General features: G+C 40.8%; 21 protein-coding genes. 1 reads left to right on the forward strand and 20 read right to left on the reverse strand.

Annotated features, from left to right (window positions below):
- Positions 1-31: 31 nt before the first annotated feature.
- From BCF53_RS06290 to fcl, 8 genes are all read right to left on the reverse strand, one after another.
- Entirely contained in the window at positions 32-2,263 is a 2,232-nt protein-coding gene (locus BCF53_RS06290; RefSeq protein WP_165901827.1) for a glycosyltransferase family 2 protein, read from the reverse strand.
- Positions 2,253-3,134, reverse strand: a complete 882-nt coding sequence (locus BCF53_RS06295; protein WP_132700671.1) for a hypothetical protein — start codon at positions 3,132-3,134, stop codon at positions 2,253-2,255. The genes BCF53_RS06290 and BCF53_RS06295 overlap by 11 nt, the downstream gene beginning before the upstream one ends.
- A 2-nt stretch (positions 3,135-3,136) precedes the next feature.
- Complete coding sequence (locus BCF53_RS06300) at positions 3,137-5,176, reverse strand: rhamnan synthesis F family protein (protein WP_132700672.1); 2,040 nt, start codon at positions 5,174-5,176, stop codon at positions 3,137-3,139.
- Entirely contained in the window at positions 5,173-6,024 is an 852-nt protein-coding gene (locus BCF53_RS06305; protein WP_207902665.1) for a hypothetical protein, read from the reverse strand. The genes BCF53_RS06300 and BCF53_RS06305 overlap by 4 nt, the downstream gene beginning before the upstream one ends.
- 251 nt (positions 6,025-6,275) lie before the next feature.
- Positions 6,276-7,727, reverse strand: coding sequence for a glycosyltransferase (locus tag BCF53_RS06310; RefSeq protein WP_132700674.1), 1,452 nt, complete (start codon positions 7,725-7,727; stop codon positions 6,276-6,278).
- Between the two features lie 24 nt (positions 7,728-7,751).
- Positions 7,752-8,678 (reverse strand): hypothetical protein, encoded by a 927-nt coding sequence (locus BCF53_RS06315; protein ID WP_132700676.1) that lies wholly within the window; start codon positions 8,676-8,678, stop codon positions 7,752-7,754.
- Between the two features lie 65 nt (positions 8,679-8,743).
- On the reverse strand, positions 8,744-9,193 hold the full coding sequence (locus BCF53_RS06320) for a GDP-mannose mannosyl hydrolase (RefSeq protein WP_132700677.1): 450 nt from the start codon (positions 9,191-9,193) through the stop codon (positions 8,744-8,746).
- A 31-nt stretch (positions 9,194-9,224) separates the two neighbouring features.
- Positions 9,225-10,184, reverse strand: a complete 960-nt coding sequence (gene fcl / locus BCF53_RS06325) for a GDP-L-fucose synthase (protein ID WP_132700679.1) — start codon at positions 10,182-10,184, stop codon at positions 9,225-9,227.
- A 211-nt stretch (positions 10,185-10,395) separates the two neighbouring features.
- On the opposite strand from fcl, the gene BCF53_RS06330 reads away from it, so the two are divergent.
- Entirely contained in the window at positions 10,396-12,423 is a 2,028-nt protein-coding gene (locus BCF53_RS06330; protein ID WP_132700680.1) for a hypothetical protein, read from the forward strand.
- Positions 12,424-12,534: 111 nt separating this feature from the next.
- Here the strand turns inward: BCF53_RS06330 and BCF53_RS06335 are convergent, their stop codons facing one another.
- From BCF53_RS06335 to BCF53_RS06390, 12 genes are all read right to left on the reverse strand, one after another.
- Positions 12,535-13,275, reverse strand: a complete 741-nt coding sequence (locus BCF53_RS06335; RefSeq protein ID WP_132700681.1) for a sulfotransferase domain-containing protein — start codon at positions 13,273-13,275, stop codon at positions 12,535-12,537.
- A 127-nt stretch (positions 13,276-13,402) separates the two neighbouring features.
- Positions 13,403-13,663, reverse strand: a complete 261-nt coding sequence (locus BCF53_RS06340; protein WP_132700682.1) for an acyl carrier protein — start codon at positions 13,661-13,663, stop codon at positions 13,403-13,405.
- A gap of 13 nt (positions 13,664-13,676) precedes the next feature.
- Entirely contained in the window at positions 13,677-14,687 is a 1,011-nt protein-coding gene (locus BCF53_RS06345) for a radical SAM protein (RefSeq protein ID WP_132700684.1), read from the reverse strand.
- Positions 14,688-14,832: 145 nt separating this feature from the next.
- Positions 14,833-15,516, reverse strand: coding sequence for a hypothetical protein (locus BCF53_RS06350; RefSeq protein ID WP_132700686.1), 684 nt, complete (start codon positions 15,514-15,516; stop codon positions 14,833-14,835).
- 181 nt (positions 15,517-15,697) lie between these two features.
- Positions 15,698-16,813: a GDP-mannose 4,6-dehydratase gene (gene gmd / locus BCF53_RS06355; protein WP_132700688.1), complete on the reverse strand. Its 1,116-nt coding sequence runs from the start codon at positions 16,811-16,813 to the stop codon at positions 15,698-15,700.
- Between the two features lie 48 nt (positions 16,814-16,861).
- On the reverse strand, positions 16,862-17,518 hold the full coding sequence (locus tag BCF53_RS06360; protein ID WP_132700690.1) for a sulfotransferase family protein: 657 nt from the start codon (positions 17,516-17,518) through the stop codon (positions 16,862-16,864).
- 68 nt (positions 17,519-17,586) lie between these two features.
- Positions 17,587-18,552 carry a glycosyltransferase gene (locus BCF53_RS06365; RefSeq protein WP_132700692.1) on the reverse strand — a complete coding sequence of 322 codons (966 nt, stop codon included), beginning with the start codon at positions 18,550-18,552 and terminating at the stop codon, positions 17,587-17,589.
- Between the two features lie 20 nt (positions 18,553-18,572).
- The gene (locus BCF53_RS06370) at positions 18,573-19,550 is read right to left on the reverse strand and encodes a hypothetical protein (RefSeq protein ID WP_132700693.1); all 978 of its coding nucleotides are present in this window, start codon (positions 19,548-19,550) and stop codon (positions 18,573-18,575) included.
- A complete protein-coding gene (locus BCF53_RS06375) occupies positions 19,550-21,592 on the reverse strand; it encodes a glycosyltransferase family 47 protein (RefSeq protein ID WP_132700695.1) in 2,043 nt (680 codons plus the stop codon). The genes BCF53_RS06370 and BCF53_RS06375 overlap by 1 nt, the downstream gene beginning before the upstream one ends.
- A gap of 17 nt (positions 21,593-21,609) precedes the next feature.
- Entirely contained in the window at positions 21,610-22,566 is a 957-nt protein-coding gene (locus BCF53_RS06380) for a sulfotransferase family protein (protein ID WP_132700697.1), read from the reverse strand.
- Positions 22,567-24,759: a coiled-coil domain-containing protein gene (locus BCF53_RS06385; RefSeq protein ID WP_132700699.1), complete on the reverse strand. Its 2,193-nt coding sequence runs from the start codon at positions 24,757-24,759 to the stop codon at positions 22,567-22,569. It lies immediately after the preceding gene.
- An 11-nt stretch (positions 24,760-24,770) separates the two neighbouring features.
- A complete protein-coding gene (locus BCF53_RS06390) occupies positions 24,771-25,904 on the reverse strand; it encodes a hypothetical protein (RefSeq protein WP_132700700.1) in 1,134 nt (377 codons plus the stop codon).
- Position 25,905: the final 1 nt, after the last annotated feature.

Consider the following 25,905-nt stretch of genomic DNA (forward strand, 5'->3'; position numbering starts at 1 on the left):
CGCCCCTGAGTGTAGAGCCTTATTAGCCAGCCTAATGAAGCCAGCTGCCTAACTTGCCTTCTATCCTTTTTCGTATATAAATACTCTTACACAGCACCGAGCACAGCCAACGGGGAGCCCTGTTAACTGCAGTGATAAGCTTTATCGCCTGAGTATAGGCTCTATTCTTATTTCTTAGGCCTTTAACATTACACTGACGCTTCTCTTCTAAAAACCGGGCGGCATCTTCCCGCAAATACAATGGCAAGTCGACCACTGCCCAACTAAATAGCTTTATGTTTTTAGCTGTCCAGGATACGCCTTGCTTACCAACCGAATCCTGAGATGAATAACGCATCCCATGATTACAATTCAAATAGTTGATATCTGATTGTGATTTGTCTTCGATCTTCCTTTTAATTTCTTCAGGTAAAGAAAAAGGTTTTAACCCGGCAATATTAAACAGCGGTCTGGCATCATGAAACAGCTGCTGTTTTTTTTCAGATGAGGCATACCGAGCATTTATAAAGTTCAGGAATTCAAAGGTTTCACTAGACATGGACTGATTACCTACACGCGAATAATTTTTCAAATAATTAAAATTCGCATCGGAGAAACGACCAGAGACCTCCTTAAGAAAACAATATGGCAACGAATATTCTTCTTTTACTAAGGTATCAAAATCTAGAACTTTGATTTCATTCTTAAAAGTGACGGCAAGCTTTTGGATTGTATTTTTAAATATTGACTCCTCAGGAAACCCACTGCTGAATATATGTTCAAGCGAGTCTCGTTTTAAACGCTCCTGCAGAGTGCTTCTAAAGTAATCACAAGGATTTCTAACGACAAATACGCATTCAATTAAAGTCTCGTTAGAAAAGGCCCTCTTTACTGAACTGAAAAACCGTGAAAGCATTTCCTGTGTTAATGTAGAAATGCTTTCGCCAGATATAATCAATGTATGCCAGCTATCATCTTTTGCAATTGTATTAAGATAGCCAATAACCTTACATTCAAGATTATCAATATCGCTTTGACTCAGCGCCCTCACATTCCTTGGACTTGCAGCACTACCCAAGAACGCATCATGCATTAATATAGATTGGTTGGATTTGCGATCATCAAACGTCGCGTAAACAACGCCTTCTGCCTTTAGTTTATTCCTAGACTTAAACAGGCCGTGCTGAATTGATGTTGTTCCAGTCTTATGTGCGCCTGCGTGAACAACCACCTTTCTTTTATATTCGTTACCGCCTATAGATACTACTTTAACCGGACAGCCGAGTACTGCCGATATATCTTTATCTTTTACGTACTTTAATACACGACGAACCGCCTCAGGCTTTTGCTGTATCAACTCTCCAATAGAGTACTTAAGATTTTCGGCATTCTTCAGCACTACCTGTTCTGCAGATTCTATAGAACTTTTAAGATCACATTTAGCAACGAAACTATCATAGCTTTTACCCAGCTTCTGGTAATTTTCACGGTCAAACTCAATAGACTCTATAGATGGATCATTTGGGGCATAGCCAAAACCCAATCTATTTAGCTTTATGGGAAACTGCTGCTCTGGATTACCCCTGAATAAAGAGGAAAGATATTCCGGTTCCGACCTATGCATTCTATGTAAAACAAACGCCTTCTTTAAAGAGTTGATATCCTTGCTAACATGTTGAGGTAGTTTCTTTTCATCCTCGCACTTAAACTTAGTGCCATCGGCCAAAACAATTACAGAGTCAGGATTCATTTCTGATACATGTAACCGAATATCTTTAATCTTTGAAGGCATTTTAATCAGGCTTTTACCTAATTGATGAAGCTTACCATATACAATTTTCTCAAATGCCTGAAACTCATCATTTACACCGCCTTCATTAAACCATTCAAAAACCATGGCATCAAAATGCGATTGCTCCTCTATGAAATCAGATATTGACTGATCCAAACCAGGAGTCACCCAATACTCATCAATATCCAGAAACATCACATAGTCTGAACCCCGACCACTCTTAAGCGCGTGCAAATAGGATTCATGCTGAAGTCGATTACTGTTAAATTCTGGCAAGCAATCGAACCGATCAGCATCTATGGCTTTTACCGCAGGGTAATTATTTGAAATCTTCTTGACGATTTCATGCGAATTATCGGAAGTCCTGTTGATATAGATTTCTATTTCATTAAAACCAAAATAAAGGTGATGATGAATCCATCTAGCCAGATAGGCCCCTTCGTCTTTTGCAACACCAACAAGCTTTACTTTAATTGTGTGACTAGTAGACATATACATCTTTATAATTCTTTTTAGAGAACAACACGTTTCGGTCCGTAAACCGATTAGCCAGAACGTTATTAGGGTACTCAAAAAAGTTATCTATTTCTCGTAGCTCCCCACTGGTTATATGAAGCTCACTTGGCTTTTCTGCACTATTTTTATAAGTATTAATAACCTGATCTCGATTATTCCTGTATAGCCCAGCATCAATCACATTTCGGTTTTGTAATTGAACCTGGCGCAATACGCTGTTAGGAAGTGATTCATTTACAACAACTTCACTGGCATTAGAATCAACTGTCAAATCAAAATAGCTTAAAAACGAGTCAACAACACCATCCTCATAATTCACTATAACTATATTGTCATCGCCAACTTTATCCGCCCACCTTTGAAGGTGCGGGAAGAAATTAACCTTTGCGATATTAGAAAAGCATAATTGCAAGAAGGTCCCTTGAAAACGCACCTGGGGATCTTTAATTAACTGATTATACAACGATAAAAGAAGCTCTGACTGACGCCGCACAGTGGCTATAACTTTAACCCGATCAAACTGACTCACCCAATCACAAAACAGTTTATTGTTATAATAAAAAGGCGACAGCTCACTAGATATTAAAGCACTGTTACAAGAGCTTCTTGCCATTTCGGCATCAACTTCTTTTAATGCCTCTGCCACTGAATACTTAGACTTATAGCCAACAATACCGCCAAACGCCAACGCAAAATTATGGTGAGCATTATCATTCATCTGCATAGATTTAGAATACAGAATCCCTTTTGACCTTAGGGTTTCATATTGGCTATCTAACTGCTTTTGGATTGCCGATGTACCAGTTTTAGACCAGCCAATATGGAGATACAACGTTCTATTTTTCATTACTACTCACCTAAATAAGGGTACCTGCCAAACTGACTGATCAACGGCCCCCACTTTAAAATTAAATCTTCATCTAACTGGTCACTGCCCGCGAGCGGGTTGCTCCAACCAGCAGCCTGCCATTTATCAGCTGGGTTTAGAATGTGCAAATTAGCCAGGCCAAAATCACCCGGTATTTGCGCATCGGCGACTACGTTATCACCCACATGAACAAAAGCCCCCTTGCCAGAAACCTTGTCTTTAATGTACGACCACATAGTGCCGTTATCTTTACGCATGCCAAGTTCTGAAGAAACAAATAGCTTATAGCCGTTAGTGACACCCGCTTTTCGCAACATCAGTACAATTTGGTGCTCAGTGTAGTAGGTGTCAGAGATGATATAGATATCTTTGCCCTGCAATATCAGATTATTCAGGATATCTACCATCTCATCTTTGCTTTCTATCATTTCAAGATCGTAAGCAAACTCCAATTCGGAAAATTCCTTTGCCTCGGCATCGCTCAGGTTTAAATCGGTGGCAAGCTGCTGATACACCTCGGTGATAGACACGTCACCCTGGAATTTTTTGCTTTTTCGTATATTGAACTCGGCTTCATTGCGCGCCGTAACAAAAACTTGCGGGGTATCAACAACCCCCTGCTTTGCCAGATGCTGACCAAGCTTTAGCTTCGCATAATCTGGTACATGGTAGCTACGGCGAACCAAAGTATCGAAAACATCGAACGAAATAATGTTAAAAGGCAGTAGCTTATAGAATACTTCTTCAGCACTGTTCACATAGTTTGAAAATATAAAGCTTTTATCTGCGGTAAACCTGCCAAGCTCGGGGTAATAAAATAGCTGAGAATAGCCATTTGCTTCTGCTAGCAAGCCAATACAGCGCTCCAGGGCGTGGAGTTCGGAGCCATCGTTAGGCAATGGCTCTGAAGGAAAGTCTTCATAGCTGTACTTTTTTTGCAATAACTGATGAAGGGCTTTTGGCTTTGCCCAGAACATGCCGCCAACAGGATAGATATCGAAATCTTTATCGCTTTGAATACCCCACTCCTGAAAGTACCGCTCTCGGAACGGCTTATTCTTTAACCAGTGGTTCACCCAATCGGGCATCATGCAAAAAGAAGATGGATAATAAACACCGCAATCTGGTTGGCTGGCCATATAGCAAATAGCTTCTGCCACTACTTGCTTATCGTTAAGAAGGTATTCACCTAAATAATCCGCCCACTGTGTTTGTTGGCGGCCAGAGTATAGCGATTTTTTAGAATGAAGATGACAGAAGAGATCGTAGTTTAAAAGTTCCTGCCCAAACTCGACCAGCATTGGCCCAAAATTACGCCCTCTGTTAGGCACCTCTTTAACTACAACAGAATTAACGGTAGGCAATGCGGCTAGCTTGCTAGTTATGCCAGCATTAAAAGTGCCGTTACTGACACTTATAAACAGATCGACCGCAACCGGAAAAGATTCCAGACACGAAGCGTAATAATCTATGAAGTCTTCATAGAATATATGCAGGCATACCGCTATTTTCTGTTTACTTAGCAGGGCTTTATCGACCTGCGCCTGAATTTCATCGCTCGGGTGCCACTTACTGTTAAAGGACTGAACCACCCTGCCTTCATCCTTACCGGTAACCAAGTAATGTGCGAGCGGGCTTAAGCCCTGATGGTACACATCTAAATTTTGTTTCAGGTAATTTAGGTTATTAAATGCGGGGCTGGGGCTAACACCAGAAAATCGGCTTTTATTAAGATAATCCCTAAAGGCATGCTGCTCACCCTGAAACACCTTATTTTGATTTTGGCAGTACCAGTTGTAGTCAAAAAAGCCTGCTTCTTTGGCTTTCTTTAGCAACTCAGTTTCATGAATGTTAAGCGATGCACCAGTTTTATTTAAACCCAGCAATTTGTTTTGGCGTCGCATCTTTAATATAAGCAGTACTGACTCTGCTTTAAGAGCCAAACTCATTAATTTTGGGTGGCGTCGAAGCATACTACCTAGTGCAGGGAAGCGCCGCTTTATCATCACTCTATAGTTCATAAACTTAACCCAAAAAACTCAATGGCATTCACTGTACCTGTATTCGAAATATCATCATCAATTGAAAAAAGTGGCCAGGCATGCCGAGGGAACATTCCCTTTTTGCCAACGTAGGCCTGCAGAATGCTCTCTACCTCTTCAACAGTGAATTCTATGCCCTTCTTAGAATACTCTGTCATCTGTTCCAGGGCACCGTTACAGATTTGCTCTAGCATGTGGAAATTATGCTGCGAGGCCACCTTACGGCCAAAATAGAAATCGAATGTATGGTTATTAAGTGCGCTGTAGCGAATATCCTGAAACTGCCCTTGCGGGGCAGTCAATAAAGATTCTAAGAACATCGATCGATCTAAAGGCAGGTAGCCTTCTTCCAGTTTGACACCCTCTTTGAGGTAACCATGCATGGAAACAGTATTACCGGCCACGGCTGTTTCACCCGGCTTAGAGGCTATCAAATAGTGCCCTTTGGTACTTTTACCAAACAGAATAGTTAACAATTTTTGAATAGAACCGCTGTAACCAACATCTACAACGTTTACTGAAGACTCGAAATAACCCAAAGACTCCAAATAACTGCGATAGGCATCGGCCGATTGACTAATAATAGGCGTGAGTTTATCCAGCTTACTTTCAAGCAACTGAGATACCGTTACCATATCATCTGGCAAGCAAACATTCTGTTTTTGCTCTTTTGCCGTGAATATCTGATTAATACTGACATCACTTAAAATAAAACGCGTGCGCAATAACTGGTAGATGGTGCCGGTAAAATTGAAGCCCAAGGAATAAGGGTATGAACTTGGCTTAAGCAGCCCAATTTTAAAAAGAAAGCCACGAGAAACCAGCATATAGCGGCTATCGGCAACCTGACCCTGAGCATTCATATAGGCATGGTACGATTTTTCCAGCCAGTAGCCCTCTCGGGCCAGAAAAAAAAGCCGGTCACCCTGTACAAGGTTTTTTTCCATTTGCTGATTAAAAAGCGTTAATACAGGTGATAAAAAAACGGCACCTAAGTGTTTTAACGATACCATTGTCATAATTCTGTTTATTCCCTAAGCCTAATCTGTGATCAATCCGATGAGTTCAGGCTGCTTGTTCATTTGTAATCGATACCAACAAAATTAAATACCGCACGCATTTGTTCCTGACCATGTTCAAATGAATAGTGTTCAGCGGCAAGAATCTGCGAATTGCCAGATAACCGATTCCATAGCGATTTATTGTGATACAGCTCCGATATAAAGTCTGCCCACTGGCTCGGGTTTTTGGCAACCATAGTACTAATACCGTGCGTTAAGCCAGTACCCTCTGCGGCAACCGGTGAGAGTACCGTTGGCAGGCCATAAGCCATAGATTCCAAAACCTTACCTTTTACACCCGCACCTGAAATGAGCGGTGCTACAAACACCCGATGATTTGCGTACACTTCATCGAGGCTTTCTACATAACCGACCGGCTCAATATTTTTGCTTCGCAGTGCGGCTATTTGCTCGGGCATGTGGCTACCATAGATATACAGCTTAAGGTTGGGCTGATTTTCTGTAAGTAGTGGCATAACCTGCTCTGCAAAAAAGATGAGCGCCTCTACATTCGGTAAATGCCGGAAGCCCGCCAAAAACGCAATCCCATTGCGCTGCTCAAACGGTGTTACTTCAGCTTTTATTTGCAGCACCCACGGGCATTTAAAAATTTTTTCCTGCTCATGTATGTGCGATGCAATGACAGCATGCTCTGCATCACTGTAGGAAAGAATGGCATCAACCTGCCTCATAACCTCTAACTCGGCAGTTTTCGCATACATCACGCTCTGCATAGTGCCCGCCCCACTGGAAAGCAGGCCACGCAACTCTCTTAAAAAATGCAGATCAGCATTATTGAAAATAACCGGCAAGCCAGGCATTGCTTTTCGAATTAACGGCAGTACCTGCTGGGCAACATGAAAGCGGGTGATGTACACGCCTGCGATATTTTCCAGACCATCGAGCACGGCATGATTAACAGAGGTATAAAACGGCTGGTAGCACACCTGCACGCCCATGGCTTGCATGCTGCGCGTATATTTGAGTGAAAAGGCTAAGTCTAACGGCAAAAACTTAACGTTAAACCCTAAAGATTGAATGAGCTTAATCTCATTAATAGCCGCGTAGGAACCTGCGTCTTTATCGGGAGTGGGCGTTTGATGATCAATCATCAAAATAGTCGGCCGGGCCTGCTCACCCACGCTTGCGGTATAACTGGCAGGGTTTTGATAAACCGCGCAGGCCTTAGCACCAGCCAGATATTGCGTTTTTACAAGCTGTACATCGCCCTGCCAAAGCCTTAACGGCTTTAGCCTACCCATATCTAAACAATAATGCTCACGGGCGTCTGTAACAAACAGCGGAGGGATAGTTAAAGTAAACCAGTTGTAGCCAGGCTGGTAGCGCACTTTTTTAGCGGCTACCTGGGCTGATGAGCTGTGCAGCACAAATTCTGCTTCACCTTCGCTGGTGCATTCCAAGCGAAAAAACAACTGCGCTTTACCGATGCGCTCTAATGAAACCAACATAAGGCCTTCCGTAGAGAACGCCGGTTATTCATTTTCAGAAAAATGCTTAACCAGTACTCGCTCCATTACGCTAACCCGGGCAGAAAGTTCTGCTATGCCCTGCAGGGCAACATTAACAGCAACATTAAGGTTGGCACCCTGAGTCTCTTTTGTTTCTGACTCTACAGCCTGGTGCAATCTGTTCAGCTCTGCGCTAATCAGAGCGTTAAAATCGCCCAATTCAGACGCAAAATTGTGCTTATACTGTTCAACTTCCAGCGTGTTCTGATCCAGTTCAATTCTGATAGGCTGAGGGTTAACTTTTTGGCCATCTACCTGAAGGTCGCACTCAAAACTGGCAGAAGGAAACTTATGCACCGGTAAATTTAAGCGGAAGCTATGGCAACCATCTTGCGCTTCGCCCTTGTGCAAATCGCCACGGTATTGGTCGGCTACGGTTGCGGCCAACTCTTCACCATTATGCACCAGCACTACCTTTGCACGGATATTAGGGTTAGCATTTGCCATTACCCACCCTACTATCAGGTTTTCGGTAATGGCATCTACATGCCCAGTGTAATGCTCGTGCGCCATAGCAAAGTGAGATGTTAAACAACCTTCATTCGGGCACTGCATAACCAGCGGATAAGGCTGCTCATTTACTTTATGGCCATCAATATGAATATCAACTTCGGTAATATCGCGCTTTAGCACGGCAGCAACTGGCTTCAGCTTAAACGCAAAGTCACCAATGCCGGCTTCGGTTAAATCTTCCCGGAAGCTTTCAGCCTTTACCTGCCATAAAACTTCACCATTGCTGCAAACATCTACAATGGGCTTATGTTGTGTATTCTTTGTATTAGCAGCCCAGCCAGCTATGAGCTCGGGAGACACTACATCAATAAAAAACTGATAACCTTCTAAACCAGAGCCCTCTCGCCCCAGCACTTTACGCGCAATCTTCTTTAGCATGTCATTCTCGCTGTAAGCTTAATTTGGCACTTACAAACTGTAATTATTAAAAAAGTACAAGCAGCCTAACGTACATACCACTTGGTATGTTTATGCACAGCATCACTGGCCAGCAGCTGGCCTGCACTAAACCATTGGTACTGGCCGTGCTGCTCGCGAGGTAGATGCATAATATCGAAGTCCACCTGTAATTCATAACCCAGAGCAACGTAATGAGTGGAGGTTTGCTCACCAAACACACAATCGGTGTAAAAATGGTCAAAAGCGCCCAGGGGCTTTGCCACATCTATAGTAAGCGTACGGCCTAGCTCTTGCTGCGTTAGCCTGCTAAATGCCTGTACAATGGGCTCGTTCTTTTGAATGCGGCCACCGGGCACAAACCAATAGCCCTGAGCCGGGCGATTTTGCCGCAAACCCAGCAGGTACTCACCCTGAGTGTTACGAACAATAAGATCAACTGAAACCAGCGGAACAGAACTGATCACTGATTCAAAGGCTTCATCCGATAAGTACATAAATTTAACTTGCACCTTTAAGTTAAGCACACTAACCGCGAAACTTATCCTGATTCTCAATAAACCACTGGTAAGCATCCTGCAGGCCTTCTTCCAGGCTATAGCTATACTGCCAGCCTAAGGCTTTTAAGCGGCTTACATCCATTAGCTTACGCGGGGTACCGTCTGGCTTGGTGGTATCCCATACAATATCGCCTTTAAAGCCAACTACTTTTGCGACGGTTTCGGTCAATTCTTTAATGGTACAATCGACCCCAGTGCCTACGTTAATGTGGCTAAGCATTGGTTGGGTATTCGCATCGTAAGCAGGCTTATCTAATTCCATAACATGCACCGAGGCTGCCGCCATATCGTCTACATGCAAAAACTCACGCATTGGGCTGCCTGTACCCCAAGCGGTTACGGTTGCATCGCCACGGAGTTTAGCCTCGTGAAAACGCCGTAACAGCGCAGGAATAACGTGTGAGTTTTCCGGGTGGAAGTTATCGTGCGGGCCATACAAATTTGTTGGCATAACAGACCGGTAATCGACCCCGTACTGACGATTATAGCTTTCGCACAACTTAATGCCGGCAATTTTTGCAATGGCGTAGGGCTCGTTTGTAGGCTCTAACGTACCGGTAAGCAACGCCGCTTCCTGCATGGGTTGCTCAGCCAATTTTGGGTAAATACAGGAAGACCCCAAAAACAGCAATTTTTTAACACCGGCAGTAAAGGCCGAATGAATAACATTGCTTTCTATCATCAGATTTTGATAGATGAATTCTGCAGGATAACTATTGTTGGCAACAATACCCCCTACTTTGGCCGCAGCCAGGTACACCTCATCAATTTGCTCAGACGCAAAAAAATCTGCAACGGCTTGCTGATTAACCAGATTTAACTCTGAAGATGTACGCAATACCAGCTCAACATCGCTGCGCTGCTGTAATTGACGACAGATTGCCGAGCCGACCATTCCGCGGTGGCCAGCTATGAATACTTTTTTCATACGATACTCCTAATTACGAGCGCCATACCTATTTGCCAAATAGTATCAAAACTTAACCCCACTTGGTTTAATAACTTATAGATGTTTTCCAAAAAAAATGGGTTAAAATCAAACTAAACCTTAATTCTGCAAAGTTCGATACACCATGCCTAACCTTCCTGTACTAATATTCACCGGCTTTCACAGAAGCGGCACCTCCGCTTGCGCAAACATGCTAAATAATGCTGGCCTTCCACTTGGCAAAGACCTGATCCAGCCACACATTGCAAACCCGAGAGGCTACTTTGAGGACATGCCGGCTGTCCAAATGCATGAAAAATGGCTAAATGACCACGGCTCTAACTGGCAATTCCATGGGGAAGTTGAAATTCACCCTAAAAATTCTTATGGACCAGCCATTAAAGAATACATTGCACAACGAGACAGAGCCGGTACAGCATGGGGCTTGAAAGACCCGCGACTCTGCCTATTTTTACAAGCATGGAACGAAGCACTTAACGGAAGAGGCCGCTTTCTATTTATCATCAGATCATGGCAAAGCTGCATTGAATCACTATACAACCGGCACAGCCGGGAAATTACGTATTTAACAAACCGCTCTAAATCTGACTTAAACCTTACTTTTTGGAAAGAACCCTACAGAGCGGCTTCAATGTGGATAGAGTACAACAACCGAGTAATTGCATTTGTACGAAATAATCCTCATAAGTGCCTATTAGTAACACAGAAAGCATTATTTGAAGGCGCACCTATAATTCAACTTGTAAACAGCCTTACCAACCTTGATTTGAATGAAGCCACTCCCCACCCATTTGAAACCAAGCTAATTAATGAGACCGCCAGCTTAAACATCTGCCTTTCTTTAAGTAATGAGCTGAAGACCAAACTCGATCAAACATGGAATGCATTACTATCTTTAACAGCGCACAAGTCGACCAACGAGAGCATTGAATGGCAATCAAACAACCCAACTTCAACCTCACTCTCTTTAATATCAAAAAACGGAACTAAGCAGAATATTAGCCATGAAAGCGAAGAAACAAAAACACATCAACTAAAAAGGCTCTATTTAAAAGGAGATGGTTCTGGAGAAAAAGAATACTACAAAATATACAGAGATAATCTTAACCGCCTCCCAACCAATAAGCTTTTATCTCACTACAGATTTATACTTAGCCAATGCGCCAGCACCCGCATGCGCTTAGATTTAGCCTCAAGAATCATCAGACATTTAGAAAAAATTAATGGCATCTTTATAGAGTCTGGTGTAGATGTAGAGCTTTCGTTTGTTCCGACTCTAGAAAGCCAACAGACACGACTATTCCCTAAGAATAAAGGTGCTGACAAATATCGAATTACAGGCATAGCAAGAAAATGCGATTGGGTTATCACCTCAGATACATTTGAGCCCAGAACATTCATAACTAAACTCAAACAAACCATCACTCCACAAACTATCTTTCTCTCTCTGAGAGATCCATTTATAGCCGTTAGTTTCTTTTATGAAGCAGTATTACCCCAACTAACATCACCTTTTATTCTAATAACAGGCTCAGAAGACGCAACCATACCCAATCAAGTCGACAAGCGCTGGCGGTGCTTTAATGACAATGAAAAGAAAATAATTCAGAAGATCCTCAGCTCACCCAACTTAATCCACTGGTTTGCGGAGAATCTAGACGATAACAATGAGCCCAAGCTTTCACCCCTTCCTCTCGGAATGGTGTACCCAAATTACAAAGATAATTGCTCGATACCCATACATTCAGTACCTGCATTAAGCAACAGATCACATATGGTACTATGCGCCCACAGGGAGCGAGACGGAGAGCAATGGATAACTCGCAAAAAAGTAACCCAGCTCGCTAAAAACCAATGGAATTCCTTTTGCACAATTTTAGAATCAGAAGTTTTGGAAGAAGTTTTTTTTAATTTATGCAAAACACACAAGTTTGTTTTATGTGTAGAAGGTGGTGGGCTAGATCCAGCCCCAAAAGCCTGGCACGCAATTATTAATGGGGCAATCCCCATTGTTAAATCAAGCGCTTTAGATTCTTGCTACAAAGAACTACCTATTGCTTTTATTGAAAACTGGAATGAAGATACATTATCTGAAAAACAATTAAATTTATGGATAGATAAATACACACCATTTTTCGAACACGCAGATAAGCGAATAAATATATTAAATAAACTAGGCTTAGAATATTGGTGGAATAAAATAATATCCAAGTTATAAATCGACACAGAAGTCCGCCTATATTCGGTCTACATACTACCGTAAGTATATCTTTAACTATTCAACAGCATAAACAGGTGTATCTAACTGAAAGATTGCAGATTAACCGCATTAAAGATTAAGCCATTGTTCACAGTCCCAGCCTAATAATTCTTCCAGCATTTTAATTTCATAATAAAAAATTTCTCGTAGTAAATTAAAGTCTTCCAGGCTAATTCCAGTCACATAATCAGTTGAATGCGTATCAATGTATTGGCTACTTTCAAATTCCCCTACATTCAGAAAACTTGCAATACCAGAGAGCGTGTTTTTTAAGTCGTATTTTAGATTTTCAAATTTCAAAATTAAAACCTGCTCTGCAGGAAAAAATTGCCACAGCCTACGTAGCTGAAACGAATAAAATCCTCGGTCACAGTATGAGAAAACTCGATTTTGGTTTGGCAAAGAAACTCGACACCGAAGAGACTCCGCTTTTATCGCATCAGAGAACGACATGTCTTCTACTCCCCGATATCGTGCCATATTCCAATGAGAAAACGCTCTTTCTATCGGATTCCTTAATACAACAATCAGCTTAATTTCAGGATTGTACTGCCAAATTCTTTTAGGCGCGTCATTCCAATACATATAAATGGGTGTAGACTCACCCCTGATAGAAACAGTCGTATCTCCCGGAAAAGATTTATGGTATTTACTATAATCTACCTTACCGCCATTAAAGAGCTCATCAGTATCGAAGAAGTGCACTTCTTTTCTGGTAGCCATTTCAATTTCTGAATGAGTTCTCATGTACTTATCCAGAGCCGAAGTACCACTCTTCTGCGCCCCAACTATCAGAAAATCAACTTGCACATCGAATCCTCAATCATACTAAGAACATCAATCACACCATTTCGCTTTCTGCAGGCTCACGAGCTAGCGAACACAGGCTTATGTTATATAAGTAAAGAAAAACCAATTCGAAGGCTAATCTAATTTATCACTTACCGCACGCATCGATATATGCCAGAATATCATTCAAAGACATCAGCTTTTCGTAATCATCCTCGTCAATTTCTACACCAAATTCATCTTGAATACGCAGAAAAACTTCAATCATATCCAGGCTGTCCAAATCAAATTTTTGAGCTAAATTATCATCTAACGTCACAGTATTAAGTAACACATCACCTTCTTTTGACTGATGAACAATCTCAAAAGTCGAGTTGAATATCGCAAGCAACTTTTTATGAGCATTCATTTATAACATCCTTTCATCTGTATAACTCAATATCTCTCTCATAATCATTAAGATACAAGCAAAGACACACATCTAAATAGTCCAGCCAGCCTCGAAAAAGATCTTCACTACTAACATGTAAATCCATCCGTGAAGGAACAATTAAACTACCGGCAGCATAAAGCCTACAATCAAAGCATTCTGTATTTGGTGCGCAACAATCGCTTGAACTATGGTGTGTATGGTCGGCCCGATAGCTGCGGTATCTTTGGCCAATGCCTAACCCTTTTTTCCCATTGTCAGCAACTCTAGGGCAAGGGCAGTCAAATTGCTTATATAAACTCTCACTTGCCGTGTGTACTTCAGCACTATAGCGAGAAAACAAAATGGAACTTCCATACTGTTCAATTAGGCTAACAACGGTATCGTACGCTCTTTTTCTAGAGCACTCGTCTAACTGAAGTGGTGAATGCTCACCGACAGGATTACTGAAAAAGTTGAATGTCATCCTATGACCGCTACTTACAATTCTATGCGCAACACTGGGTAATTGATCAATATTGTTTTTATTAATGGTATATACAAAAACAGCGCGATTATCATCCTGATAGTTTTTAAGCTGCTTTGGTAAACAGTTTACACCCCTGTACTCTTTATCCCCTTTTTCATCCCCCCAAACGGAAATATGAATACGATAGTTAATCTCGCGATCAATCAATTTCAAGCCGTTCGTAAATATCGTACCAAAGGGCAAAACATTCCAGGCGGCAAATAGAAGATCAGGCACAAGCGCCGGCTCTGCCCCTGCCAAGTTAAAATAATTAATCCCTCTTTCTTGCTCAGTTATAAAAAAATGCCTCCATTTTTTTACATCGGTAGAATCTTCAACATGGCTCGACTCACCCGAGAAAAAATAGCAACCTTCACACTTAAGCTGGCATCTGGTGGTAAGATCATACGCCGAAGAGCGCAACTTAAAATAGGGCTTTACTTTATTATACCGAGCATAGATTTCAGGATTTTCCAAGTACTTTGTAAAGCTCAATCTACCTCCCTAATCTGAAGCCACTTAGCTTACAAATAGTCCAATTCAACAAAACAATGATGTACTTCAGGTCTGTATTCACGAGAGTTAGTAATTGTAAGAAAAACAAAAACAGCACAGTCTATAAGTTTTACGCAAATTCTTATCAGCTTAGCCCCTCGAAATGATCATCCAAGGCACTCTCAAGCAAACCTTCATCTCGCATCGGCACAGTTATATCATGCCGGTCTGTCCCCGCCACAGGATGATTAATCACTTGAGGAACAAGTGTTATATTTTTTGCATAACGGGCATCAACAATATTTTTCTCCCCATACCATAAGCTTATCTTTGCAATTGAACAATCTGGAGAAATCAAATTTGCAAGATTCAGCTTATAAGGGGATTCTAAATTTATGATGCGATTAAGAAGTGCAACCCCTCTCTTTTCAGCCAACAAGCTTTCGTTAGTCAAGTCTGTAACCCCACCAAATAGAATTACACTTGTCGCACCTAGCTTTAACGCTGCATAAAGACCTGCAAAGCCTCCTCCAGAACTTCCTATACAATGAATCCTTTCAACCCCGGAAGGTATGAGCTCTTTAAGATACCCAACCAAATCACCAAGATTACTGATCTTCAAAGATGACAGTCCATTTAGGTAAAGAAGTTTACTCTTATCCCTTAAATAAACTACGTTAGCGCCGTACTTCCTTAGGTATTGGTGCAACTCCCCCAAAGGTATTCCCGCTCGCTCGGCTGCACCTGAAAATACAAATATAATATCTTTAGAGGCTGGCTCAACAAAGCTACATACTTCATCCTGCCTTCCTTCAAACACCTCTACCATACACTTTCAGTTCCTTTTTAAATAAAACCAGTTTCAATGCAACAAGGCGTGCCCTATACCTATATAAAGAACCTATAAATAGGAGGCACAACTAGTCTCGTCCAGCAACTGTTTCACTATATACATCATGTATTAGCAGGTTATAGGTATTGGTAAATAACTTCCTATACAAACAACCTAACTACTCTTTAGCTACGGTAACTTTATGACCATAGGCTTTAAGCAATGCATGTTGCTTTGCCTTATCCAAATCATTTGCAACCATCTCGGCACACATCTCTTCAACGGTAATCTCTGGTACCCAGCCAAGCTTTTCTTTTGCTTTAGTTGGGTCGCCCAGAAGCGTTTCGACTTCTGCAGGACGGAAGTAACGTGGGTCTACACGAACAATAACATCACCAACTTTAACACCCGGGGCATTATCACCCGTTACAGAAACAACCGTTGCAACCTCATCTACACCTTCACCAGAAAACTCCAGCTCAATGCCTGCTTCTTTCGCAGACATACGCACAAACTCACGTACTGAAATCTGTTTGCCGGTTGCAATAACGAAATCTTCTGCTTGCTCTTGTTGAAGCATCATCCATTGCATACGCACGTAATCTTTTGCATGGCCCCAATCGCGCAGAGCATCCATATTACCCAAGTACAAACATTGCTCTAACCCTTGAGCGATATTGGAAATTCCGCGGGTGATTTTACGGGTTACAAACGTTTCTCCACGGCGAGGGGATTCGTGGTTAAACAGTACGCCATTACAGGCATACATACCGTAAGATTCACGGTAATTAACAGTTATCCAATATGCGTACATTTTTGCAACAGCATAGGGGGAGCGCGGGTAGAATGGTGTTGATTCTTTTTGAGGAATCTCCTGGACTAATCCATACAGCTCTGATGTAGAGGCCTGGTAGAAGCGCGTTTTCTTTTCTAAACCTAAAAAGCGAATAGCTTCAAGAAGGCGAAGCGTACCAATTGCGTCGACATCAGCGGTGTATTCTGGCGCTTCGAAGGAAACAGCCACATGGGACTGAGCGCCTAAGTTATAAACCTCATCAGGGTCAACTTCTTTTAAGATGCGAGTTAAATTAGAAGTATCTGTTAGGTCACCATAGTGCAGAAAGAAATTGGGCTTATCTGCATGAGGGTCTTGGTATATATGGTCAACACGCTCAGTATTGAACGAAGATGCTCGTCGTTTAATACCATGGACTTCATAACCTTTTACTAACAGAAACTCTGCTAAGTAGGAGCCATCTTGACCTGTCACACCAGTAATAAGAGCCTTTTTCATAAAACAAAACCTATATCAAATAACAATAAAATAGAAATCAGCTATTGTTTATAAAGCACTTTCATATAAATCATAATCCACACTATACAATAGCTTAAGCTCCTGAACTTCATCACTACTCATATCACCTAATGAAAGCAACTCTAAATCACTCCCATTTTTTATTTTCTTCACTTCTGTAATATTTTTAATTTCAACATCTTCATTTAACGACGAGATAATTTCTAAATCAAATAATGCTTTTTTATAATTTTCAAGCTTGTAAAGCTTTACATTCTCCGCCCCCCTCCCTAAGAATTCATATTGAAACATTTTGGAAGTGCCCCTTAAATACTCAAACAAACTGCTCTTTGTTACTCTAGCAGCCATGCTATAGCCCCTATGATTAGGGTTAATCCTCATATAATTCAGGTTTGAAATCGCCCGATCTAAAGGATCTCTTACAACACTGAAGGCATTCCATTCATTTATATCAATAACTACCGCCAATTCATCATATGATATATGCCCAATAATTGCCGACACATCATTTGGAATCCCATCACGAAAATTATCTTTAAATGTTTCAACTGTATAATAGTCTTTTTCTGGATTATCGTTATACAGTTTTATCACTCTCCCACTACCCTTATAATTATTAATAATTTTATCCCGTATCGTACTACCACCGCATTTGGGAATATGAAGAAAAACCAATCCACGCATTGCATTACCTATAAATTAAAATTTAAACCTTAATCAACCTATTACTTAAGGCATATAAATAATTAAAATCAACAAAAGATAGACTCAAAATCTGGCCGTTGAGATCTTCTGAGCTTATGAATAAAATTGTCCTTAAAATACTGATCAGCATCCAACTCATAATCCCCATGCTTTTCGAATAATTCTGCCAACTTCAATATAAAACGTTGTCTAAATATTCTAGCTTTAGAAATGTAAGCCTTCCTAATTCTTGTAGGACACCTAGGATTATTCACAAAGAACTCAACAGCCTCAGCCACTTGACTCTCCACCGGCTCACATACAATCGAATTATAGGAATCATACCAAACTGATCTACCACCTCTTTCTTTTGTCGAAACCACAGGAATTCCACACAATAAATATTCGCTAGACGCAAAGCAGGCCCCCTCTTCTTCAGACAGTATCAAACCACAATGAGATTCATTGATTTTCATACAGACTTCTTCTGGAGCTAAAGGCGCTTGATTTAGGTAAGAATAATTTGGAATATTTTCTATAATTGCATTGCCATGATTATTCCCTGCGACCAAGGCCAAATTTCTAACCTTACCTGCCAGATAGTGGCGTTTAAAATTACTAAATCGACCGACATAAATTGCGTCGTAAATTTTCTGAACGTTATCAATAGGCTTCATAACTAAGTTTTCATCAAGCCAAGCATTTTGATTAATAACCTGACCATTAAATCCCTCTTTCTCAAAATTTTTCTTCTCAGACTCTTCATTAAACATAAAAAAGAAATTTTCTCGATTAAGACCTAAAACATCAAATATCTTAACCGCCTCCTTAGCAAACCACTCGCTATGATACCAGCCACAATAGACAAAGAAGTAGTCTGTATCTTTAAACTTATTATAATAACTACTTAGCCATTCCCAATTATGCTGGATATTTTCAATAATAAATATCCTCAAATTATCACTGGAGTAGTACACTCGAAAAGGGAATGCAGGGTTTGGCCAAACATAACTTGGCTCATACGCAAAGGCCATATCAGACTCCTTAAAGAAACTTAAGTTAACACAAAAAAACGATCTGCATTTATCGATATCTGTTCGATATACATTGCTCTATCTGCAGCATTCAACACAGCCCCTTCACCTACATCCCCTCTAAGCTGGATACCTTCAAGTGGGTCACCATCCAAATATGAAACCACTAAAGTATATTGGCCGCTAGACACTTGAAACTTCCATGGGGGCAGTACCATAACCCTAGAATAGTAACACCAAGGATCAGCAGGTCTTACATCTAACTCCGCCAAACTCTTTCCTTCCTTAACTAACTGCACCTTAAGGTTACACATACTTGGCCCGATAGAAGAAAGAGCCAAAACCTCAAGAGCTCTTTCACTTAAGACCTCGAAAGAAAAAGAGAATGAATGGTCTAAAGAAACATAATCATCCACGCTTATTACTTTTGGCAACCTTGGGTAATTTTCCGATTCAGCATAAGCCCAACAATCTAAACTATCAAAATCTAATTCATTTAGACGATGGTATAACACTTTCGCATACTCTCTAGCGCCAAATGAGTTTGTATGCACTACATCTCTAAGATACTTACTTGGTTCAACAACTATATCGCGAAGGTGTTCACACATATCTATAAAAGGGATAGCTAGTAAATTGCAACAATCAACAACCTGCTTATAGCACTCTCTCTGACCCTTTAAATCATCCGCCCTTGGAAAATGGACCCAAACTGGAAAAACGCCATTTTTTAGCAAATGCAAATTAAAACGCTTTATCTTCTCCTCACTAAAAACTTTCATGCTGGGAGTCAACCAATCAACAATACAAACGTCAGGCTTTGCCTTAACTAGACATTCGGCATATGCGTATCCTGCATAATCGAAGTGACTTGCTCCATATGAAAGTCTTTCAATTTCTACTTCCTCACACGGGGCATACAGCCTTTCTAAGTGATAAAAATAACCGCCCTTATCTTTTTGTGCTGTAACACTAGCACCGTAACAAAGCAATTTCATTAGCTCTCCCATGAAATGAGATTATCCATGGTTTTGAATAACTCAACTAAAGATGCACTACGACACTCAATTTCATCTTGAGTCATTCGCCCTAAATGCTCAAATAAAGCAGAGTCAATTTCACCAGTCCATAAGACACTTTGATTCAGTAACTCTCGACCCAGATTATTTTCCGAAAAAACAGACAAATCACCTAAGAAAACCACTGGAATAGAACCAACAGCGATAGACTCCCAAAAGCGTAAAGTATTAGGGCCCGCACCAATCGGGCATAATGAAAACTTAGAATCACTCAAAATCAAATTATAGCGATATGTTCTTTCCTGATGTTGATCCAAATATGCTGACTCAACCTTCCTACTTAACACCTGCTCTTCATACACTACTTTATTGAAGTGCCACTCACTACCTAAATCGACAAACACATCATCTCGACCAGATTCCTTAGCAGCTTCAAACAACCTAATACGGCTATCATCTAAATAGTGAGGCATATGAGCGCCAATAAACGAAGCTAAAAGCTTCTTTTCAGCAACAGGCTTTCGCTCCATACCTTTGCTTCGTTCAGGAGTTACATAATTTACAGCTATAAGCATCCAGCCATGCAGACGCAGCTCAGTACCAACTTCTTGCTGCTTCAACTCACTCTTTGAGTCCTTATGGGAAAGATGCAAATCAGTTACCCCAAGCTCTTGAGCAACCTCTAAAATCCTCACCCAGTGAATATGCTGGCAAACAGAATGAACCCTTAATTCAAAGCCATTATCAGAAGCAATAGCATTATAATATGCGAGAAGCGACTTAATCCTTGAAAGATATTTATCAGGGAAAACTTTCTTATCTATATAAGTCGCCCATGGCAGAGGAAGGTATGTATTAATTACTTTAACCTGAGAGTCGATATGATCTCCTGCGCGTATACTCTTATGATTATTGTAAGCTTGGAATTCTGTCGCACATGGGTACTGCCAAAAATTAACGTCATCCGCACTTCTCGGCTTATCTGACACTTCGTCAATATAAGATTCAACTATTATTGGAATTAACCCATGCACATTGGCAAGCTGAGGATTCTTACTATAAATATCTATTGGTAACGAGTTTCCCAATCCTCTTTCATAGCCATTTCTAAATAAAACAGCACCTTCATTTGAAGTCACTGTGAAGTTAGCATTAAATTTGTATAACATGTCACCCGATTTAAACGCATTCAAAGCTAATTCGGCACTAACAGACTTAAACTGAGCAGACACATTTTCCGTAAACTTGTTTTTTTCTTGCTGTTCTTTAATGCTTTCTCCTATCCACTTCTCCATAGATTTATTAATTGCGACCTTGTTCAATTTATTACTACGCTTTGTCCATACATCAAAATCTAAACTCGCCTCATCCTCTAGGTTATCGCCAGGGTAAACATAGGCAACCCCACCTAACAGGCGATCGTCAAGCTTCTTATCGTATGTTCTCATTTGGGATTCATGCATATGAATGCTTCGTAAGTGTTTTACTGGGTTAAACACCTTCCAGCCATAAATAGAGAACAAATAAGCGATTTTATTGTCGCAACGGGGTACACCCATGGGAAAATGCAGCAATGAAAGCAAACTGGCTGGCACTTCATCTTCAACCCGAACAGCCCATGTATCTTGAGACCAATGCGGGTTTGGGTGCATCTGGGTAGTACCCTGCAAATACTCCCAGCGAGATAGAGCAAGAAAGCCATTAGGCTCTTGTAACACTTCGCGAATAAGAGGTAAGGTATCGTCAAAATAGATATCGGAATTACACAATATACTAATTCCACTACTACACTTTTCTTGCGTTAGTTCCAGCCAACTTCGGTAGGTGAGACGTGAATTAATGTACAGCACCTGAATATTATCGGTTTCAACAGCGCACTCGCACCCATCATCGATAATTACAAATAACTTATCTATACTCTCATTTGTTGCATTCTTAATTAAACAAGCGTCAATTTCTCGCTGTCGTGCAACATCATTACATTGGTAATATGAAAAAAATACATTAATAGGCGGCTTCATGCTAAATATCTTACTTCCTAGTTAAATCCAAATTTTGCTGATATCTTTGGAAAAGATTCAGACATTTTTATCTCATTTTGGTAAGCCTCATCTAATTGCCTACGACTACGAGGACCAATTATATTAGATGACCTTCCACTATCACCTGTTACTCTAAAAATAGGGTAAAGAATATCAAAGCTTTCATCATAAGGAAGGTTAAGCTTTTCTGTCATTTTCATCATTTCATTGTGCGGCTTGGCAGTGAAATCTTCATATAAGAAAATTTCATCATCTGAAAACTGAGAAACAAGCACCAAAAACCGGCGACAATATTCCTCAAAACTCTTTGGTGAAAAATGAACCCAGTTATTTTTTACTAATGAAGCATATGCATCTATTGGGTTTCGAATTGTGAGTATAGATTTAACGTCATACGACTCGGAGAGAATCTGAGATACCACACTCTTTTGCGGCAGCTTTTCTGAAACGTTGAAGTCTGAATGAGTATGATCTCTTAATACAAGATGGCCGCCACTCTCATGAACATGTTCGAATACTGCGTCAATACTCTGTTTGAATATTTTTTTTGCCAGCGTCTTCTGATTAGGGACAGATGCATATTTAGACAAAGAAACAATGTCACTGGGTGAATATTTTGGCTTTTCACGCCCCAATGCAAGATCACTATAAGGATGAACTTCACTGAGTAAGAAAACGTTTGGCATTGCCGACATACATTTAGATATCAGGGTACCACCGCTGCAAGCCAAGTGATGTATAATTCTAATAGTAGGCTTCCTGGATGAGTGCTTCTGGCAGGCCTGCTCGCACCGGACCAACAAGGAATTGGTATCAACTATAGTTTCAATGTTATCTGGGACTCCAATATTCTCAGATTCATTTGGCTTTAATGAGGAAACAGAAGACGCCTCTATTAAGCCAACAGACTCATCAAGCAGCCTTTTAAACTCCTCAAAACTAGATGGCATCACTCAACTTCCTTCATGGGTATTATTAGCTTCTAAAAGTTCTGGGTGCTCTTTTTGCAGCTGAAAGTAATACTTTGAAGCCAATGTTAACTTTTCCTTTAACTCAGCTACTAAATCTACTAGACCCCTTTCTGATTCAACTTTCTCAGCATATAAGCTCCGTAGTTCGTCCAAATCTATTTGAGACTTAGCAAGCATCTTCTGACCCAAGCTAACCGCTCTATCTTTTTCTTCCAGCTTAGCTCTTAGCTCTTCTAATTGTTCCTTCAATGAATGAGCCCAATTATTATGCTCTTGGTACCTAGTATGCTCCTGATCACGCTGCTTTGTTACTTCTTCTAGTGAATTTTCTAAATTAACCTTCTCTTCACTTAATGAATTCAAGTTCTGCTGAAGCTTTCCAATTTTTACAGTAATTACTTCCGCCTCTTCCGTAAGCATTTGGTACTTTTCTTGGAAGCTACTAAGCTCATTGCTTAACGCTGAATTTTTATCAGTTTTTAGTTTAAGCTCCTGTTCAGTGTGAGCCAATAGCTCCTCTTTCGCACTTAAGGATTGCTCAATTACAGCTAAACGTTCATTAGCCTGTACGGCCTCAGCTCTCGCAGACTGAAGCTGCTCCGTGGCATCAACCAGCTCCACCTTTAAGGTATTTTTTTCTTCAGATTCTTTCTGGGAAAATAATTGAAGTTTATTAATCTTATTTTCCAGCGATTGTTGCTCTTGCGCTGAAGCGAGCAATTTTTGTTCTTTCTCTGCCAAGATATTTTCTAAGCGTGTAACACTAGACTTGTACTGAGAGTTTTCAGCTTTCAAACTATCCAGGCTTTGCTTTAGTTCCTTAGCTCCTTCTATCAGAGCTTCTTCACTGGATTTCAGTGTTTGAATTTGACTTTCAAGTTCGGAAGCTAACGCTTTGAAGGTATATTTTTCTTCGGTCTCTTTCTGGGAAACCGATTGAAGGTCACTAATCTGGTTTACTAGTGACTTTTGCTCTTGCTTTGAAGCGAGCAGCTTTTGCTCTTGCTCTGCCAGGGTACTTTCTAACCGTGCAACGTTAGACTTGTACTGAGACCTTTCAGCATCCAAGCAATTCTGGTTTTGGCTTAGTTCCTTAGATATTTTTTTCAGAGCTTCTTCACTTGATTTCAGAGTTTGAACTTGGTTTTCAAGCTCGGCAACTAACGTTTTACCGGCATCGCGTTCTAATTTTAAATTACTCAGCTCTGTTTTAAGAGAGTCGATTTGATCCTTCTGCGATACAAGTAATCCATTAAACTTAGCCTTTTCTGCTTCTAAGTTCTTGGCTATTTGGTTGGCGTTTTTATCTGCCTGAGTTTGCCTGGCTATAGCATTTTTCTTATCAATTTCAAAAGCAGCTGCTTTGTTGGTTATTTCCAGCAACTGAGCGCTAAGATTAGATTTATCGAGCTCTAGCTGGTTAATCATCTTTTGCAGTTTAACTTGCTCATCATCGCTTGCCTTTTTAAGCGCATTATTTTCAACCGCAAAACTTTCACACTTAAGCTGTAATGCCTTGTTTTTCTCTCGAAGTGCTTTTAACTCTAGCTTATTTGTATCTTTCACAAAGGTATAGCTTGTAAAGATGGAGCTTTCTTTAGCTTCATGCGCTAGTGCAAAGGCAGCCTTTAACGGCTGAATGTCGTTAAAAGGTACTTCCGCAGAGGGCATTTCGGCATCATTTATTGAAACAGCCTGTACCACTATTACAGTAAATTTATTTAACCACTCTGCATTTATAGCCGCCAATATGGAATTTTCTGCACCGTTCAGTTGCAATACAAGTATGTTTTGATTGCCTTCTTGTAGGCTTACACTTTGCAGTAAATCATTAATGCCTATGGCTTCTACTTCAGCATGCTCAACCTTTAGGTTCTTAAACAGCTTTTTAAATGCCAGCGGCTCTACAATACTGCTGAATTGCTGTGGCACAGAATTGTAAAAGGTTACATTTTTGGTTTGCTCAGCCACAACCTTGTTCACAACGCTTACTGTGCCGGAACCGTTAGTTTTAAGCGATAACTGCTGAGCCACACTTGGGTTAGCTTCCACCAGGTGTATGCTCTTCGCATTCAGTTGATGGTAGCCTTCAAGTTCGGTACATTGGCCAGCACCTATGTGAATAATAGTGCCTACATTATTCAGCGGTATGTTTAAATTTTTCAAACTGTTCATAGGCGGTTCACTTATTTAATACAAACGTTAATGTTCATCTGGTTGTTAGCTGGCTTCTGGTAATTGGTAAAAAGCCAATCACCCAAATCCTGGAATAACGCTTCACTGTAGCCGTTGGTACCGTTGGGTTCGCTGTTTAAAACAGCGTTTACCTGCTGAAGCACCAACAATAACTGGCCATGCAAAGTTTGCTCATTGGCTTCATACAGTTTTAACCCTAACCTTTTCGCCTCTCGGTTTAGCCATACATTGCTCATACTAATAACCGTAAGTTTATGCTGAGCGGCTAGCCATAGTACGCCCGAGCTTTGGTTCTTATAGGCATGTTCGGCATAGTTAAACAGCACTGCATGTGAGCGACTAAATAGCTTGTGCAACTCATCATGACTCATAAATTGATCAACTATCGTTAAACGCGAATGCTCTGCCGCCAATTGTTTAAGCCGGCTATCAATAGCACTCAGTACGGCCGAATTATTTGTAACTGTATATTGCACTACAAATTCAACATCGCTAAATGCCGGGTTTACCACCAAGCTCTTAGCAATTTTTGGTAGATCACCAAAGCCTTTGTCGAGTTTGGCATCACCGCTAAACAATATAACCCGCCTATTTTCACCGGCACTCGGCTGCTTCTGTGCTGGTTTACTACCGAGCAGAATGCAGGGGTGAACATCTAACGGCTGTGACAGTATTTTTGAATATACTGCAGCTAGCTCACCATCTGCGGCGTAAAGCTGTACATTTTTAAACTTGTTTAAGTACTTAAATGCCAGTTCAAAATTCAGTGCCACATTCGCACCGTTACTACCCACTATATTTTGGCTGTTATAAGGGTTGTACATTAAGCCAACAACAATAGGGGCTTTAGTCAATTCAGTATTTTTGAAACCTTCCAGCGCTAATGCCAGAGCGTAAGCATGCTGCCAGTTAAGCGTATGAAACCAAAATAGAACAGGCTGATTAAAACTTTTATAACGCTGCAGTACTTCGGTGTACTCTACCGATAACAACCGGATGTAAGGTTGCGTACTGGCAATATCGGCCGGCTTATAGAAATACTGATAAAAATCTGTACCAAAGTGTTTATAAAATTTGCAATGCCTGGCATTTAACGTTGCTACATATTCATCCGGGCAGTCCATA

It is taken from the genome of Reinekea marinisedimentorum (assembly GCF_004341165.1).
Taxonomy (GTDB): Bacteria; Pseudomonadota; Gammaproteobacteria; order Pseudomonadales; family Natronospirillaceae; genus Reinekea; species Reinekea marinisedimentorum.

Excerpts from the sequence above, each read along its gene's own strand:
- BCF53_RS06290 (WP_165901827.1), bottom strand. The coding sequence starts at position 2,263 with ATGTCTACTAGTCACACAATTAAAGTAAAGCTTGTTGGTGTTGCAAAA.
- BCF53_RS06295 (WP_132700671.1), bottom strand. The coding sequence starts at position 3,134 with ATGAAAAATAGAACGTTGTATCTCCATATTGGCTGGTCTAAAACTGGT.
- BCF53_RS06300 (WP_132700672.1), bottom strand. The coding sequence starts at position 5,176 with ATGAACTATAGAGTGATGATAAAGCGGCGCTTCCCTGCACTAGGTAGT.
- BCF53_RS06305 (WP_207902665.1), bottom strand. The coding sequence starts at position 6,024 with ATGCTGGTTTCTCGTGGCTTTCTTTTTAAAATTGGGCTGCTTAAGCCA.
- BCF53_RS06310 (WP_132700674.1), bottom strand. The coding sequence starts at position 7,727 with ATGTTGGTTTCATTAGAGCGCATCGGTAAAGCGCAGTTGTTTTTTCGC.
- BCF53_RS06315 (WP_132700676.1), bottom strand. The coding sequence starts at position 8,678 with ATGCTAAAGAAGATTGCGCGTAAAGTGCTGGGGCGAGAGGGCTCTGGT.
- BCF53_RS06320 (WP_132700677.1), bottom strand. The coding sequence starts at position 9,193 with ATGTACTTATCGGATGAAGCCTTTGAATCAGTGATCAGTTCTGTTCCG.
- fcl (WP_132700679.1), bottom strand. The coding sequence starts at position 10,184 with ATGAAAAAAGTATTCATAGCTGGCCACCGCGGAATGGTCGGCTCGGCA.
- BCF53_RS06330 (WP_132700680.1), top strand. The coding sequence starts at position 10,396 with ATGCTAAATAATGCTGGCCTTCCACTTGGCAAAGACCTGATCCAGCCA.
- BCF53_RS06340 (WP_132700682.1), bottom strand. The coding sequence starts at position 13,663 with ATGAATGCTCATAAAAAGTTGCTTGCGATATTCAACTCGACTTTTGAG.
- BCF53_RS06350 (WP_132700686.1), bottom strand. The coding sequence starts at position 15,516 with ATGGTAGAGGTGTTTGAAGGAAGGCAGGATGAAGTATGTAGCTTTGTT.
- gmd (WP_132700688.1), bottom strand. The coding sequence starts at position 16,813 with ATGAAAAAGGCTCTTATTACTGGTGTGACAGGTCAAGATGGCTCCTAC.
- BCF53_RS06360 (WP_132700690.1), bottom strand. The coding sequence starts at position 17,518 with ATGCGTGGATTGGTTTTTCTTCATATTCCCAAATGCGGTGGTAGTACG.
- BCF53_RS06365 (WP_132700692.1), bottom strand. The coding sequence starts at position 18,552 with ATGGCCTTTGCGTATGAGCCAAGTTATGTTTGGCCAAACCCTGCATTC.
- BCF53_RS06370 (WP_132700693.1), bottom strand. The coding sequence starts at position 19,550 with ATGAAATTGCTTTGTTACGGTGCTAGTGTTACAGCACAAAAAGATAAG.
- BCF53_RS06375 (WP_132700695.1), bottom strand. The coding sequence starts at position 21,592 with ATGAAGCCGCCTATTAATGTATTTTTTTCATATTACCAATGTAATGAT.
- BCF53_RS06385 (WP_132700699.1), bottom strand. The coding sequence starts at position 24,759 with ATGAACAGTTTGAAAAATTTAAACATACCGCTGAATAATGTAGGCACT.
- BCF53_RS06390 (WP_132700700.1), bottom strand. The coding sequence starts at position 25,904 with ATGGACTGCCCGGATGAATATGTAGCAACGTTAAATGCCAGGCATTGC.